This window comes from Bacillus sp. AFS023182 (assembly GCF_002560575.1).
Classification (GTDB): Bacteria; Bacillota; Bacilli; order Bacillales; family Bacillaceae_G; genus Bacillus_A; species Bacillus_A arachidis.
This window is the reverse complement of sequence record NZ_NTRO01000018.1, coordinates 49,746-66,703: the sequence shown is the minus strand read 5'-3', so window position 1 is coordinate 66,703 and position 16,958 is coordinate 49,746. Positions and strand designations below refer to the sequence as shown.

The window sequence follows — 16,958 nt, the reverse complement described above, 5'->3', positions numbered from 1 at the left end:
AGGGACCTTCATCTGTTTTTCCAATCATTCAATTTATCCCGCTGTTTGTGGGCAATAACACCCCATGGATTTAAGTTGTACTTTATGTAATGAAATTATATATTAACTTTATTAACTATTCAACAATTAAATATATTACATTTTTATAACTAAAAAATGATTCCTTTGCTAGGAATCATTTTTTTCTGTTATATATCCTTCAATTCGTTCTGGGTGAGTATAGATATTACAAGAATCATTGCGAATAAAACCGACCACTGTTATGCCTAAATCATGAGCAAGTTGCAAAGCTAATTTTGTTGGAGCTGATTTAGAAAGAACGATTTCGCAACCGATTTTAGAAACCTTTAGTAAAATTTCAGATGAGATTCGGCCACTAAATGCAATAATTTTTCCTTCGATTGGGATATCATTACGTAAACAATGACCATATATTTTATCTAATGCATTATGTCTACCGATATCCATTCTTGATATGAGAATGGTATTTCGATCGCAAAGGGCGGTATTATGAACTCCGCCTGTTTGATGAAACGTAGTGGAAGATTGCTGTAAGGTATTCATTAAATGAAAGCACTCTTCTGGAGTCATTGTTACATGGATATCATGTAAAGTTTTTGCTTTTGCTGCATCATTTACAAATACAAAACCTTGCCTACTTTTTCCGCAACAAGAAGTGACATATCGTTTGTTATATAGTGTTTGATAGAGCGGATTGATCTGTGATGTTTTTACATGGACAACACCTTTGTCTTTCTGTATCCACAGCTCATCAATGCCTTCGTAAGAAGCAATAATTCCTTCAGAAATTAAAAAACCTATTACCATATCTTCAATATAATTTGGAGTACATACAACTGTTACGTATTCTTCCCCGTTCAATTTAATTGTTACAGGATATTCTGTGACAATTTCATCTTCTTGTTCGAGGAATGTTCCAGTTTGATAACGTACCATTTTACATGTTTCTTGAACAGGCCCCATAGTATTTTCCCCTTCATATGTATTTTTCTTACTATTTATCATAAAACATAAAAAAAATAAAAGCATCTGTTATCTATTTCTATGCATGGGTGGATGCTCTCTCTCAGCTAAAAAGAAAGATTTTATGTTTGTTTTCAGTTTCTCTATATTATTTGGTTATTATTGTATGTGTGAGATATAATAGAATAGTAGAATAGTGGCATTTTTATACCTTATAGCATCAAGAATCGACTTCTAAGATAGAGTTTCAACAGGGCGTTTCAAAAAAATGTATAGCGATATATTTTTGAAAACGGATTCAAAAATATATTGTACAGTTAGTTGTAAGGAGAGGGGAACTATGGCAGAACAAACAGTTCGTGTAACTGTAGATGGAAAAGAATTTCTTTCATCTGGTGAAAAAACGATACTGCAACTATTTAACGAGAGTAATTTAGAGCATCCACAAATTTGTCATGTACCAGAGGTGGATCCAATTCAAACTTGTGATACGTGTATTGTGGAAGTAGATGGGAAATTGCTGCGTGCTTGTTCAACGCAATTGGAAGATGGCATGCAGATTGAAAGAAAATCAGTGCGTGCAAAATCGGCGCAAACGGAAGCGATGGATAGAATATTAGAGAACCATTTATTGTATTGTACAGTATGTGATAATAATAACGGTAACTGTAAAGTTCATAATACGGTACATATGATGGAGATAGAAGAGCAGAAATATCCATATGAACCGAAAGTTAGTGCAAAAGAAGTGGACATGACTCATCCATTTTACCGTTATGATCCAAACCAATGTATTGCTTGTGGACAATGTGTAGAAGTATGTCAAAATTTACAAGTTAACGAAACGTTATCAATTGATTGGAGCTTAGATCGTCCTCGTGTAATTTGGGATAACGGCGTAAGTATTAACGATTCATCTTGCGTTAGTTGCGGACAATGTGTCACAGTGTGTCCTTGTAATGCATTAATGGAAAAATCTATGCTTGGAGAAGCTGGGTTTATGACTGGATTGAAACCGGATGTGTTAGATCCAATGATTGATTTTGTAAAGGATGTAGAACCTGGATACAGTAGTATTTTAGCAGTTTCAGAGGTTGAATCTGCAATGCGTAAAACGAAGGTTAACAAGACAAAAACAGTTTGTACATTCTGCGGTGTGGGTTGCTCGTTTGAAGTATGGACGAAAGACCGTCAAATTTTAAAAGTTCAACCTGTATCAGACGCACCAGTAAACGGGATTTCTACATGTGTAAAAGGAAAATTTGGTTGGGACTTTGTAAATAGTGAAGACCGTATTACGAAACCATTGATTCGTCAAGGAGATATGTTCGTTGAAGCATCGTGGGAAGAAGCTTTAGAGGTTGTTGCATCCAATATGCAACATATTAAATCTGAATATGGTAACGATGCATTTGGCTTTATTTCTTCTTCAAAAGTAACAAATGAAGAAAACTATTTGCTGCAAAAGTTAGCTCGTCAAATATATGGAACAAATAATGTAGATAACTGTTCCCGTTATTGCCAATCTCCAGCAAGCGATGGTTTAACAAAAACTGTTGGTATAGGTGGAGACGCAGGGACAGTGAAAGATATTGCGGAAGCTGGTCTTGTTATCATTGTGGGGGCGAATCCAACGGAAGGGCATCCTGTACTTGCTACTCGTGTGAAACGTGCCCACAAATTACATGAGCAAAAACTGATTGTATCTGACCTACGTAAGCATGAAATGGCAGAGCGTGCGGACCTATTTGTTCATCCGCGCCAAGGAACTGATTATGTATGGCTTGCGGGAATAACAAAATATATTATTGATCAAGGTTGGCACGATAAGAAATTCTTAGATGAAAATGTGAAGAACTTTGATGAATATAGAAAAATGTTAGAGAAATATACACTTGATTATACAGAAAACATTACAAGTATTTCGAAAGATACATTAAAAGAAATGGCTCGCATGGTATATGAAGCAGATGGTACTTGTGTACTTTGGGGTATGGGCGTTACGCAAAATACAGGTGGAAGTACAACGTCTGCGGCAATTTCAAACTTACTTCTTGTAACAGGTAACTACCGTCGCCCAGGTGCTGGTGCATATCCACTCCGTGGTCATAATAACGTACAAGGTGCTTGTGATATGGCAACATTACCAAATTGGCTTCCAGGCTACCAAGCAGTGTCAGATGATACACTTCGTGCGAAATTTGAAAAAGCATATGGTACTAAAATTCCAAAAGAGCCAGGGTTGAATAACATTGCAATGCTTGCGGCTGCAGAGGAAGGAAAACTACGTGGTATGTATGTAATGGGAGAAGAAATGGCATTAGTCGATTCCAATGCAAATCATGTGCAACACATTTTAAGTAATCTCGACTTCCTTGTAGTTCAAGACATATTCTTATCAAAAACAGCTCGTTTTGCTGATGTTATTTTACCAGCGGCACCAAGTTTAGAAAAAGAAGGAACATTTACGAATACAGAGCGTCGTATTCAGCGTTTATATGAAGTTATGAAACCGCTCGGTGATTCGAAACCAGATTGGTGGATCCTGCAAAAAGTAGCCCGTGCCCTCGGTGGTGATTGGAATTATGAAAGCCCAAGTGAAATTATGGATGAAATCGCATCACTCGCGCCGTATTATTCACAAGCAACATATGATCGTTTAGAAGGATGGAATAGTTTATGTTGGGGTAGCCATGATGGTAGTGACACACCATTATTATATGTTGATGGCTTTAATTTCCCTGACAAAAAAGCGCGTCTATCACTAGATGAATGGATACCACCAGTTGTGGCACCGGAAGAATACGATTTATTATTAAATAATGGTCGTATGTTAGAACATTTCCATGAAGGAAACATGACAAATAAATCAGTAGGGATTTTATCTAAAATTTCTGAGGTGTTTGTTGAGGTTTCACCAGAGCTTGCTGCAGAGCGGAATGTGAAAGATGGTGGCCTTGTAGAACTAGCATCACCGTTTGGGAAAATCAAAGTACAGGCACTTATCACAGACCGTGTAACTGGAAACGAGTTATATTTACCGATGCATGCGACAGTAAATGAAGAAGCGATTAATATTTTAACAGGAACAGCGACGGACCTATATACTTGTACACCAGCTTATAAACAAACGATGGTGAAAATGCGCGTATTACGTGAAAAAGGTAATCGTCCACTTCCTGATTCAAACCCAAGAGGTAAAAAACGTCATCCGCAAAATGGTGTTGAAATTCAGCAGAAATGGCAACGAAAACAATACGTATCACTTGTGGATCACAACTAGGGGGCGAAGGACGTGGCAAAAGAGATTACATTGATTCAGAAAAAGGTCATTACAGAAGAAGAAAAGAAACAACAGTTATCAGATGAACTGTTAACACAATTAGCGGAGAACCGTGAGGCGGTAGAAGAAACAATGCAGTTGTTATCACAGCTGCAGCAAGCAGGTATATTAGATGCAGCAATCAGTCTGCTGGCCGCGAAAGAAGACGTTTCTAAAATTGCAGTTGAGCAATTAAATCGTGAACCAGTAAAAAATGCATTAAATAATATGATGGGAGCAGGAGAAGCATTATCTTCTGTCGATCCAGAAATAACAAAACAGATTACATCTAGTTTAGTTACAGGGTTACAGTTTGCAACAGAAGAGTTACAAAAAGGTAAGAAAACAAAAGTTATGGACTTCTTTAAAGTGCTAAAAGATCCCGATATTAATAGAGCCATTACTTTTGGGTTTAGTTTTTTAAAAGCGTTTGGACAAGGATTAGAGAAAAAATAAAAGAGGGAAAGAGTGATGGAAAGGTAGCCATCACTCTTTTTTGTGGATGTATAACAGTGTTCATGTTAAGCGGAATATATTATTATAAGAAGATGGATTTTAAATGGAAATATGGAATCCATCTCAAATATAATTTTAGAATGTGGAGGAATTTATGCTACATCGTAAAAGACTATCTATACCAGGGGTCATGAAACATTCCTTTCAAACGGTACAATTTGCTTTTTGGAATGTATTGACGTTTCAACTTGTTTATAAATTATTAGCAGCTATTGTATTTATACCTCTATTCGGTATGATTATTAATAAGTTGTTGTATTGGGGCGGCTATGCAAATGCGACAAATGATGAATTGCTTGCTTTTTTGAAAACTCCATATGGTATCGCAGCTATATTAATTGTATCGTTATTGGCACTTTTTCTCATTTTTACGGAGTTTGCAGTGCTTATTATTATTTCGTATTTTGCACATAAAAGGCAAAAGGTGAAACTGCGTCCAATTTTGTATAAAACGGTAACGTATTTACCATCTCTTTTCACATATTGTTTGCCAGGGTTTATCTTGTATGCCGTTGTATTGTTACCTCTGTTAAATTTGGGATTTAAATCTGCACTAATTCCAGAAATTCAAATTCCAAATTTTATTACAGGTGAATTGTTTAAAACGACAATGGGACAAGTAGGTTACTACACTTTCTTTGCTGTAGTTACATACTTGAATCTTCGGTGGATCTTCGTTTTACCTATCATTGTTTTAGAAGAAAAGCCATTTCGCACAGCCGCACGTAAAAGTGCAAATTTAGTAAAAGAAAGTTTCTTTAAAGTGTTGTTCTTTTTAGTTGTCTTTTTGGTTTCAATCGGAATCGTATTTGTTTTATTTACGGGTATATACTTGCTATTTTTATGGGGTGTATATGAATTTACAAACCCAAAAGGAACATTTGCCTTATTAGCAGAATCAACGCTATCGGTATTTTTAACGAGTACATTGTATTTACTTGGTTTTATTGTCACACCGTTTTATATTATGGCATTGACAAGGTTATATTTACAAAAGGTTTCAATTGAAGATGTTTTATTAGAAGAGGGCTTAGATTATTCCAAAACAAAAGCAGATAAATGCTTTTTTAAAAAGCATCGTTTGAAGTTTATCGGTGTATATATTGTTGGGGTTTTCACAGTTGGTATGGTAGTTGCATTCATTGCAACGTTTATTTCGAATTCTTATAAAGATCCAGTGATTATGGCTCATCGTGGATATGGTTCAAAAGGAGTAGAGAATACGAAAGAGGCAGTGCAAGGTGCGATTGATGCAAAGGCAGATTATGCTGAAATTGATGTATTGCAGACAAAAGATGGTGAATTGGCAGTGATACATGATTTGAAATTAAAGCGTCTTGCCAATGCGAATGTACAAGTGTCAGACTTAACGATGGATGAACTACGGAAACTTACTCTTAGTCAAGATGGGTTCACGGGGAAAATTAGTACACTTGATGAGATGATTAAGCTTGCGAAAAACAAAATAAAACTTAATATAGAAGTGAAGCTGCATGGGAATGAGAATGAAAAAGATTTTGTAAAGAAGGTATTAAAAACAATTAAGGATAATGACTTTGAAAAACAATGTGTCATTCAAACATTGCACTATCCGCTCATTAAAGAATTTAAACGTGCAAATCCAGACATAAAAGTAGGATATGTATTATATGCAAGTAGAGCGAATTTAAAATACGTTCAAGCAGACTTTTACGTAGCAGAAGAATATATGCTAAACAAGAGTCTAGTAAAATCAGCCCGCAAATTAAATAAACCGATCTATGTATGGACTGTGAACGATATGGAGAATTTAAGCGAATATTATAAGCTCAATGTAGATGGAATTATTACAGATTACCCTAAAGATGCCCAAGAAACGATTAAGATGATGAAAGAGCAAGAAGAGAATGAAACGGATATGATTGATAAGATTATAGAAACAACAGAAGATTTATTTTCAAAGTTATTTATGAGTTATCCAGCTGCTGGTTAAATACCAGTAGCTTTTTTTGTAAAAGGATACATCTTTAAAATATTACAGGGACTATAAAGTGTAAATGTATGCGGGAGTGTTGATTTTACATTGTTATATTATTATAAATAAACGTGAGAACAGCATTTTTCTTTGAGGTATATAGTGAAAAACAGCAATACGAAAAGCGAAGAGGATAGATGGGAAGAAATTGCCTGTAAAAACCCGATTGGTGAGGGTTTTCTATTAGTGGAGGATGAAAAAAACCTCCACTGATGGAAGTTTCACTTTCCATAAAAAGAATATACTTCTAAAATGTTACAGGGAACTCGAAGTGCATATGTATGCGATTTGTGTTGGATTTTTGCATTGTTATATTATTGTCAAATAATAAAAGGTTAACGCTGAATTACAAAGGTTATAATAAAAAGAGAGTAATAGATAAACGGAATAGGAGAAAACCCCTTAAAAATAAAGTTCTTTATATTTACACTATTCGAAATATAAAAACTTTTAAAATCTGATATGTTAGCGTTTTCATAACTTTGAAGTTATGCTAGAATAAGGACATAAGTTATTAATTATTAAAAAAAGAAAAAAGAATTCCTTTTTTCTGTTAATTATAAGGGGGCATTTCATTATGCGTATTGGGGTACCAACAGAAATTAAAAACAACGAAAACCGTGTGGCAATGACACCAGCTGGTGTTGTGCATTTAGTTCGAAACAACCACGAAGTATTCATTCAAAAGGGTGCAGGTTTAGGATCTGGTTTCACAGATGCTGAGTACATTGAAGCAGGTGCAAAGATCGTTGACACAGCTGAAGAAGCTTGGAACATGGATATGGTAATGAAAGTTAAGGAACCAATTGAAAGCGAATACAAACACTTCAGCGAAGGTTTAATCTTATTCACATATTTACATCTAGCTCCAGAACCAGAATTAACAAAAGCTTTAATTGAAAAGAAAGTTGTAGCTATCGCTTACGAAACAGTACAATTAGACAACCGTTCTTTACCATTACTTGCACCTATGAGTGAAGTAGCTGGTCGTATGTCTGCACAAATTGGTGCACAATTCCTTGAGAAAAATAAAGGCGGTAAAGGTATCTTACTAGCAGGCGTTCCAGGGGTAAAACGTGGTAAAGTAACAATTATCGGTGGTGGACAAGCTGGTACAAATGCTGCTAAAATTGCAGTTGGACTAGGTGCGGATGTAACAATCATCGACTTAAGTGCAGAACGTCTTCGTCAATTAGATGACATTTTCGGTAACCAAGTGAAAACTTTAATGTCTAACCCATACAATATTGCAGAAGCTGTAAAAGAATCTGATCTTGTAATCGGTGCGGTATTAATTCCAGGTGCAAAAGCGCCAAAACTTGTAACAGAAGAAATGATTAAATCAATGGAACCAGGTTCTGTTGTAGTAGATATCGCAATTGACCAAGGTGGTATTTTCGAAACAACTGACCGCATTACAACTCATGATAACCCAACTTATGAAAAACATGGCGTTGTTCATTATGCAGTTGCAAACATGCCGGGTGCGGTTCCACGTACATCAACTCTTGCATTAACAAACGTAACAGTACCATACGCAGTACAAATTGCAAACAAAGGTTACAAAGAAGCTTGCTTAAGTAATTCTGCACTATTAAAAGGTATTAACACTTTAAATGGCTACGTAACATTCGAAGCAGTTGCAGAAGCTCACGGTGTAGAATACAAAGGTGCGAAAGAATTATTAGAAGTAGAAACTGTATCTTGCTAATTGAAGCATAATACAAAAAAACAATCGAACAATATTTAATACAACATGATAAGAGCTAAGAGAGAAACCTCTTAGCTCTTCTTAGTAAAAGGGGGCATACATCGTGGCCAACCTATTTAAAAAGAAATCCGTTACGCAATTGTTAGGGGAAAGTAAAAGTAAGACTTTGTCTAAAACTTTAGGGGCATTCGACCTAACAATGCTAGGGATTGGTGCGATAATCGGTACAGGAGTTCTTGTATTAACTGGATTAGTAGCAGCGAGAGATGCTGGTCCAGCAGTTATTTTTTCATTTATGATTGCAGCAATTGTTTGTGGGTTTGCAGCATTATGTTATGCAGAAGTTGCATCTACGCTTCCGGTATCAGGTAGTGTGTATACCTATTCATATGCAACAATCGGTGAGTTTGTAGCTCATTTAATGGGATGGACATTATTGTCAGTATATGTTTTAACAACAGCGGCCGTAGCTGGTGGATGGACAGGTTACTTCAATAACTTAGTGAGTGGATTGGGAATTGAAATTCCAAAAGCCTTGTTAACGATTCCATCGCAAGGTGGTATGGTGAACTTACCAGCAGTTATTGTTACATTGGTGATAACTTGGCTATTATCACGAGGTACGAAAGAAAGTAAGCGTGTGAATAATATAATGGTATTAATTAAAATTGGTATTGTTGTTTTATTCATCGCAGTCGGTGTATTTTACGTGAAACCAGAAAACTGGGTACCATTTGCACCGTACGGTTTAAGTGGAGTTTTCGCGGGGGGAGCAGCAGTATTCTTTGCTTTCTTAGGATTTGATGCATTAGCAACTTCAGCAGAAGAAGTAAAAAATCCACAGCGTGACCTTCCAATTGGTATCATTGCTTCGTTAGTTATTTGTACGATCATTTATGTTGCAGTTTGTCTTGTTATGACTGGTATGGTTTCTTATAAAGAATTAGATGTACCAGAAGCGATGGCTTATGTACTGGAAGTTGTAGGGCAAGATAAAGTGGCTGGTGTAATTGCTATTGGAGCTGTAATTGGTATTATGGCTGTAATTTTTGCATACATCTACGCAACAACACGTGTATTCTTCGCTATGAGCCGTGACGGTTTATTGCCAGAATCTTTCGCGAAAATTAACAAGAAGACAGAAGCGCCAACATTTTCAGTTTGGTTAACAGGAATCGGTAGTGCTTTAATTGCTGGATTTATCGATTTAAAAGAATTGTCGAATTTAGCGAATATTGGAGCGTTATTAACATTTGCGATGGTTGGTGTATCAGTAATCCTTCTTCGTAAAACACATCCGAAATTACAGCGTGGATTTATGGTGCCACTTGTGCCAACTTTACCGATCATTTCAATCGTGTGCTGTCTATTCTTAATGGTAAACTTACCATTAACGACATGGATATACTTCGGTGCTTGGTTAGCAATTGGAGTAGTCGTATACTTTGTTTATTCGAAAAAACACAGTCATTTAAAAGAAGATGAAAGTTCGCAAGATAGCTTAGAAAAAGCTAATTAAGGGGATATAAAACATGTAAGCCTTGTGCGTCTAGGGAGCGCGCAAGGCTTTTTCTTTTGGCCAAAGGAGGAGAAAATAGCAACTTATGGAATTTGTATATTGAAATATTCAAAGGGGTGAAATGATGGTTGTAAAAGAAGAATTAAAAATCGTTGTGGGTGCAGGGGAATTTAACAATAACCCGGGTTGGTTACATACAAATGAAGAAGAATTAAATTTATTAAAAAGAGAAGATTGGATAAAAAAGTTTGATCCTAGCTCTTTAGCAGTAATTTTAGCAGAGCATGTATGGGAACATTTATCATATGAAGAAGGCATAGAAGCAGCGAAAGTATGCTATGAATTTTTGAAGCCGAGTGGTTATATTCGATGTGCGGTTCCGGATCGCTTTTTCCCAGATGAAGAATACCAAGAAGGGGTAAAAGTTGGAGGACCTGGACCGTTAGATCATCCAGCAGCGAGCCATAAAATTGTTCATAATTATAAAACGATGGCATCTATGTTTGAGAGTGCGGGGTTTCAGGTGAAACTTTTGGAGTATTGTGATGAAGATGGAGAGTTTCATTATAATGATTGGGATGAGAAGGAAGGGTTTATTTATCGTTCTAAGCGTTTTGATTATAGAAATCAGGACGGAAAGTTAGGGTTTGTTTCTTTAATTGTTGATGCTGTGAAGAGTGAATAGATAAGAATAAAGAGGATGTGCTAAAGGGATACAGTTTTAGCAACATCCTCTTTTGTATGAAGCATATAAAGTGTGAGGAGAATATGTTATATATGCTTTCGTTTAAATGTGAACAAAATGTTCGAAAAAATGATTGTGGATTTTATTGACACATATGAACGAACGCTCATATAATAAAGGTATAAGATATATGAATGGTTGTTCATATGTTTAGATAAAGAGGTGAGCTATAATGGCTGAAAATAAAGTGGAAACATGCCAAGAGGCGTGTTCTCAAACGATTATCCATGAAGACGTTGTGGATCAAGTGAAACAAACAATTCCGAATGATGAAAGCTTAAGTAAAGTAGCGGAGTTATTTAAAGTGTTAGGCGACCGTACACGTACGAGAATTTTACACGCATTATTTGAAGCAGAAATGTGCGTGTGTGATTTAGCATATTTACTTGGAATGACACAGTCGTCTATTTCACATCAGCTTCGTGTATTAAAACAAGCAAAGCTTGTGAAAAACCGTAAAGAGGGAAAAGTGGTTTATTATTCATTGGCGGACCATCACGTAATCGGTATCTTTGAGCAAGCATTTGAACACGTAAATGAAGAAGAATAGAAAATAAAAGCACAAGGAGGGAGAAAGATGGCAGAACCACTAGTGAAGCGAAAACTTGTGTTAGAAGGACTGGATTGTGCGAACTGTGCGATGAAAATCGAAAAAGGCGTTGGGGGATTAGATGATGTCTTATCTTGTTCCGTGAACTTCGCAACTAAGACAATGGTGTTAGAAACAGAACAAAATAACGAAAAACATGTTATTACTGAGGCGATGCAACTTGTTACGAAATTAGAGCCTCATATTAAAGTACAGGAAGAACAACAATCAAAAGTTGCGAAAGAAGTATTTGTATTAGAAGGATTAGATTGTGCGAATTGTGCGATGAAGATTGAAACAAAGGTAAAGGAAATGCCTTCTGTTTCAAATGCTACAGTGGATTTTGTATCGAAGAAATTAAAAATAGAAGTTGCAAATAAAAAAGAACTTGAAACGACAGTACAAGATATCAAAATGATTGTTCATAAGTTAGAACCAGATGTAAAAGTTGTTCGCGAAGAGAAGGAAAGCCATAATCATAGCCACGACCATGGTGAAGGAAATGTGAAGAAAATGATTTGGCGTTTAGCAATTGGTGGCGTTTTAACAGGGATAGCTGCACTAGCGGGATTACCACAAATGATGACAATTCCACTTTTTGTTATTGCGTACCTACTAATTGGTGGAGATATCGTTTGGCGAGCTGTAAGAAATATAACACGCGGCCAAGTATTTGATGAAAACTTTTTAATGGCGATTGCCACACTTGGAGCTTTTGCGATTGGGCAGTATCCAGAAGCAGTTTCTGTTATGCTCTTTTACCAAGTAGGTGAATTATTCCAAAGTATCGCTGTAAATCGTTCTCGAAAATCAATTACTTCATTAATGGATATTCGTCCTGATTATGCAAACGTGAAAGTTGGAAACGAAACAAAACAAATTTCACCAGAAGATGTTAAAATCGGTGACTACATTATTGTAAAACCAGGTGAGAAAGTACCGTTAGATGGAAAAGTAGTTGAAGGAGCATCGATGGTAGATACTTCAGCGTTAACAGGCGAATCTGTACCGCGTGAAGTAGAGGTTGGTAATGATGTATTAAGTGGTTTCGTGAATCAAAATGGTGTATTGACAATTGAGGTAACGAAAGAGTTTGGTGAATCTACAGTATCTAAAATTTTAGACTTAGTGCAAAATGCAAGTAGTCGAAAAGCACCAACAGAAAACTTTATTACGAAATTTGCTCGTTACTATACGCCAGCTGTCGTAATTACAGCTGCAGTACTAGCGTTTGTTCCACCTCTCATTTTAGAAGGTGCTACATTCTCAGATTGGATTTATCGAGCTTTAGTATTCCTTGTTATTTCTTGTCCTTGTGCGTTAGTGGTGTCCATTCCACTTGGATTCTTTGGCGGTATTGGTGGAGCATCTAAAAACGGGATTTTAATCAAAGGTAGTAACTATTTAGAAGCGCTAAATGATGTGAAATATATCGTCTTTGATAAGACAGGAACATTAACAAAAGGTGTTTTCAAAGTAACGAAGATGGAGCCAAGTGGAACAACTACAAAAGAAGAGCTTCTTGAGTATGCGGCATTTGCAGAAGTGTACTCAAATCATCCAATTGCGCAATCTATTCGGAGTAGCTATGGAAAATCAATTGATGAAAATATGATTGAAGATTATAGTGAAATCTCTGGTCATGGTACAGTTGTAAAAGTGCAAGGTAAAGAAATTTTTGCAGGTAATGCAAAATTAATGAAAAAAGAAAGCATTACATTTGAGCAGCCACAAACTGTAGGTACTCTTGTTCACGTTGCTGTAGATGGTGCATATGCAGGGTATATTGTCATTTCGGATGAAGTGAAAGAGGACTCAAAACAAGCGATTCAAAAATTAAAAGAGCTTGGGATTAAGAAAACAGTCATGTTAACAGGTGATGCAAAGTTAGTTGGAGAAGCGGTTGGTAAAGAGCTTGGTTTAGATGAAGTTCATGCTGAATTATTGCCACAGCAAAAAGTAGAAGAAATTGAAAAAATTGATGGAGCAAAACAAGCAAAAGAAAAAATTGCGTTCGTTGGCGATGGTATTAATGATACACCAGTATTAGCAAGGGCAGACGTCGGAATTGCGATGGGTGGATTAGGATCTGATGCAGCGATTGAAGCAGCGGATATTGTAATCATGACAGATGAACCTTCTAAAATCGCAACGGCTGTCAAAATTGCCAAACGTACACGCAATATTGTATGGCAAAATATTATCTTTGCACTTGGTGTAAAAGGGCTTGTCCTATTACTTGGTGCATTCGGAATTGCAACAATGTGGGAAGCAGTTTTCTCAGACGTGGGTGTTACATTACTTGCTGTATTGAATGCGATGCGTGTGCTTAGAGTGAAAGATTTGTAAAATAAAAAGAGAAGCGAAGGCTTCTCTTTTTATTTTTGTATATTTTTTGCAACTTGATCTCGTACTGTTTGAATATAATTCATTTTATGATCCCAGCACTCTTGACTTAAATCTACAGGATATTCTTCGGGATTTAGCGTTCTCATATATTCTTCCCAGAATAGTGCTAAGCTGCTTTTAGTGTATTTTTGAATGTCTAATATATTTGGTAATTCGTATGTTCTTCTACCATTTGTGAAAATGGCATGATGAAGCTCGCGTGCTTCAAAGTTTGTTACGAATTTACTAATATACGTATGAACAGGATGGAACATTTTTAAACGCTCTTCCTGTTGAGGTTCTTCGGATTCTAAAGCGATATAATCACCTTCTGTATGATTGTTCACGCGATTAATGATTCGATAAATTCGTTTTAATCCTGGTGTTGTGATCTTTTCAGGGTTAGAAGAGATTTTAATTGTGTCATTTAATATGCCATTTGCATCTTCAATCGCAACTAATTTATAGACAGCGCCTAATGCAGGTTGTTCAAATGATGTAATCAGTTTTGTTCCGACGCCCCATACATCAATTTTTGCTCCCTGTGATTTTAAATGCATAATTGTATATTCATCTAAATCACTAGAAGCAATAATTTTTGTATTTGTAAACCCAGCTGCATCAAGTAGTTTTCGTGCTTCTTTTGATAAATAAGCCATATCGCCACTATCGAGACGAATGCCATAAAAATCAATGTGGTCACCGAATTCCTTAGCAACGCGAATCGCATTTGGTACACCAGATTTTAACGTATCATATGTATCAACGAGAAAAACACATTTTTGGTGCGTTTCAGCGTACTTTTTAAATGCAACATATTCATCACGATACGCTTGGACAAAAGAATGAGCATGCGTACCAGCAACTGGAATACCAAAGCGTTTTCCAGCACGGACATTGCTTGTAGAAGAAAATCCACCGATAAAGGCCGCTCGTGTACCCCAAAGGGCAGCGTCAAATTCGTGAGCGCGGCGGGTACCAAACTCTAAGAGTTCATCATTGTCCGCTGCATGTTTCATGCGAGCTGCTTTTGTAGCGATTAATGTTTGGTAATTCACAATATTTAACAAGGCGGTCTCAATAATTTGAGCTTCACCAAGAGGTGCGTCAACACGCAATAATGGTTCGTTATTAAAAACAACTTCTCCTTCTTGCATACCACGAATTGTCCCAGTAAATTTCATGTTTTGTAAATAATGTAGGAACTCTTCTTCAAATTGTAGTTCTTTTAAATAAGCGATGTCACTTTCGGTAAAACGAAAAGTCTCTATGTATTCTATAATTTTTTCAAGACCAGCAAAAATGGCGTAACCATTTTCGAATGGGAGCTTTCGGAAATATAAATCAAAAACAGCACGGCGATTATGAATCTTGTCTTTCCAATATGTATAAGCCATGTTGATTTGATATAAATCTGTGTGTAAGGCGTAACTATCATCTTTATAATGATTCATTGTGAAAACACCTCCGTAATTTGGTTATATTATATCGTTTATTTGTAGTTTATCCCGCATTAACCGGCAGTAATACTTTCACCTCAAAATTCAGCGAAAGCATTGTCCGGCTAATAATCAGAGGGGGATGAAGCCCCCTCTGATTAAAGTTTCACTTTATGCCAAAGCAGCTACTTCAATTAAGAGTAGATTTTACCCGGGATTATGCAGTTAATAGAACAATTCCAAAAATGAGCACGAGAGGACCGAATAAAATCCCCCATGCTATGGGGCGAGCGAAATTGAAAGTCCATCCAAGTCCAAAGCGCTTTTCTAACATGAGTGTAGGATCATTTCGATTGTAATAAAATTGTCCCAGTTTCCAAAAATGATCATCATCTTGTTGAATAGAAAAATTTTCATTGCTTGATAAAGTATCTTGATTTATTGGTTTTCGTGCAATAATGATTGCCCAAGTAATTGTTATTGTAGTTATGATAATGGTGCTAATGATTAATTTAAGAGGTGAAAATGGAACGATATAAGAAATTTGGAACAAAGTGAATAGAAATACAGACAGCAAGGAAGATCCAATCATAAATAATGACCACTTCCTGCGGGATTGAATGCTAGAAATTTTAGATGCATCTGCATTTTGAACATTGAGTTGTTGCTTAGCGCGTTTTAATAGTATATTGATACCCATAAAAAGCAGAATTGTTACGAATTGAATAAGTGGAAAAACAGAGAAAAGCCCGATTGTTTTTTCACTATAGGTTGTTATAGTGCCATCCCAATTGAATTTCGTTGGGATTTGATTTGGCAATTCAGGATAGAACGAGATAGTAATAAGAATTGTTATAAAACATATGAATGCATGAATGGAAAATAATCCGTTAGAATAGGTTAATTTTTCATTTCGAAAAGATGTATCAATTACAATAGGTTGCTTTTTTTCAATAGCCCAATTCATATTATTTCGGATGACTTTCATTTTTTTATGACAATGTAAATAAATAAAAAAATCGGCAATTAGAAATCCGATAATACAAATAATAAGGCCTGTTGCTTGTGCTGCTTCATTTGAAAAATATACTGAAATACTGATGAAAAAGATTGTAAATAACAAGCTGAAAAGCAAGTGGGTGTTCCGAAATTTTTTACGCAAGAGGACAATTTCATCTAAGTTATATGCGTTTTCGGGGATTCGGATACCAAAACTATATATATTTGGAGTCATTTGTGGCGTAAAAGTAATAATGAGGAAAAATGGTGCTAGTATCGCTACAAATAGAATGATATTAATCCATATGTCCATGTTTTGTTTCCTCCCATTCAAAATGATTCGCTAAAGATTGTACAAATTGCAAGAGTGCTTTTTTTGAAATACCACGACATTTTGCTTCTGCTATAAATGGTTGTAGAGTCAGTTCACTCCTCTCAAAAAATGCGGAGTTATCATGTAATTGTGTTGTATTTACAGTAGCGCCTTTTTGTCGATGAATTTGAATAAATCCTTTTTGTTTTAGCAGTTGATACGCTTTATTAACAGTGAGCATATTTACACCTAAATCAGAAGCAAGTAATCGAACAGAAGGTAAAGTTTCGCCTTCTTTTAGTTCTTCTTTGGCAATTCCTTCGATAATTTGATGAACGAGTTGTTCGTATATTGGAATATTAGACTGTATGTTAATCGTTATAAACATGTTGCACCTCCTTTGTCGCTATAACTGTTAT

General features: G+C 36.0%; 12 protein-coding genes. 8 read left to right on the top strand and 4 right to left on the bottom strand.

What is annotated here, in order from left to right; genetic code table 11:
* Positions 1-168: 168 nt before the first annotated feature.
* Complete coding sequence (gene fdhD / locus CN288_RS08320) at positions 169-984, bottom strand: formate dehydrogenase accessory sulfurtransferase FdhD (RefSeq protein ID WP_026593946.1); 816 nt, start codon at positions 982-984, stop codon at positions 169-171.
* Positions 985-1,324: 340 nt separating this feature from the next.
* Here fdhD and fdhF point away from each other — a divergent pair, with 340 nt between their 5' ends.
* The 8 genes from fdhF to CN288_RS08280 all read left to right on the top strand — a co-directional run bounded on the left by fdhF (position 1,325) and on the right by CN288_RS08280 (position 13,749).
* Positions 1,325-4,267 carry a formate dehydrogenase subunit alpha gene (fdhF, locus tag CN288_RS08315; RefSeq protein ID WP_098302104.1) on the top strand — a complete coding sequence of 981 codons (2,943 nt, stop codon included), beginning with the start codon at positions 1,325-1,327 and terminating at the stop codon, positions 4,265-4,267.
* A 12-nt stretch (positions 4,268-4,279) separates the two neighbouring features.
* Complete coding sequence (locus tag CN288_RS08310; protein WP_026593944.1) at positions 4,280-4,762, top strand: DUF1641 domain-containing protein; 483 nt, start codon at positions 4,280-4,282, stop codon at positions 4,760-4,762.
* Between the two features lie 154 nt (positions 4,763-4,916).
* Positions 4,917-6,794 (top strand): glycerophosphoryl diester phosphodiesterase membrane domain-containing protein, encoded by a 1,878-nt coding sequence (locus CN288_RS08305; protein WP_026593943.1) that lies wholly within the window; start codon positions 4,917-4,919, stop codon positions 6,792-6,794.
* A 619-nt stretch (positions 6,795-7,413) separates the two neighbouring features.
* Positions 7,414-8,547: an alanine dehydrogenase gene (gene ald / locus CN288_RS08300; RefSeq protein WP_026593942.1), complete on the top strand. Its 1,134-nt coding sequence runs from the start codon at positions 7,414-7,416 to the stop codon at positions 8,545-8,547.
* A gap of 103 nt (positions 8,548-8,650) precedes the next feature.
* Positions 8,651-10,066, top strand: a complete 1,416-nt coding sequence (locus tag CN288_RS08295; protein WP_026593941.1) for an amino acid permease — start codon at positions 8,651-8,653, stop codon at positions 10,064-10,066.
* Positions 10,067-10,190: 124 nt separating this feature from the next.
* Positions 10,191-10,751, top strand: a complete 561-nt coding sequence (locus tag CN288_RS08290; protein ID WP_098302103.1) for a class I SAM-dependent methyltransferase — start codon at positions 10,191-10,193, stop codon at positions 10,749-10,751.
* 232 nt (positions 10,752-10,983) lie between these two features.
* Positions 10,984-11,361: an ArsR/SmtB family transcription factor gene (locus CN288_RS08285; protein ID WP_026593939.1), complete on the top strand. Its 378-nt coding sequence runs from the start codon at positions 10,984-10,986 to the stop codon at positions 11,359-11,361.
* A gap of 27 nt (positions 11,362-11,388) precedes the next feature.
* Positions 11,389-13,749, top strand: coding sequence for a heavy metal translocating P-type ATPase (locus CN288_RS08280; protein WP_026593938.1), 2,361 nt, complete (start codon positions 11,389-11,391; stop codon positions 13,747-13,749).
* 29 nt (positions 13,750-13,778) lie between these two features.
* On the opposite strand, the gene CN288_RS08275 is transcribed toward CN288_RS08280, so the two are convergent.
* From CN288_RS08275 to CN288_RS08265, 3 genes are all read right to left on the bottom strand, one after another.
* Positions 13,779-15,242, bottom strand: a complete 1,464-nt coding sequence (locus tag CN288_RS08275; protein WP_098302102.1) for a nicotinate phosphoribosyltransferase — start codon at positions 15,240-15,242, stop codon at positions 13,779-13,781.
* Between the two features lie 202 nt (positions 15,243-15,444).
* Positions 15,445-16,539 carry a DUF1648 domain-containing protein gene (locus tag CN288_RS08270; RefSeq protein ID WP_026593936.1) on the bottom strand — a complete coding sequence of 365 codons (1,095 nt, stop codon included), beginning with the start codon at positions 16,537-16,539 and terminating at the stop codon, positions 15,445-15,447.
* Positions 16,523-16,927, bottom strand: coding sequence for a GntR family transcriptional regulator (locus CN288_RS08265; RefSeq protein ID WP_090692928.1), 405 nt, complete (start codon positions 16,925-16,927; stop codon positions 16,523-16,525). Before CN288_RS08265 ends, CN288_RS08270 begins: the two co-directional genes overlap by 17 nt.
* Positions 16,928-16,958: the final 31 nt, after the last annotated feature.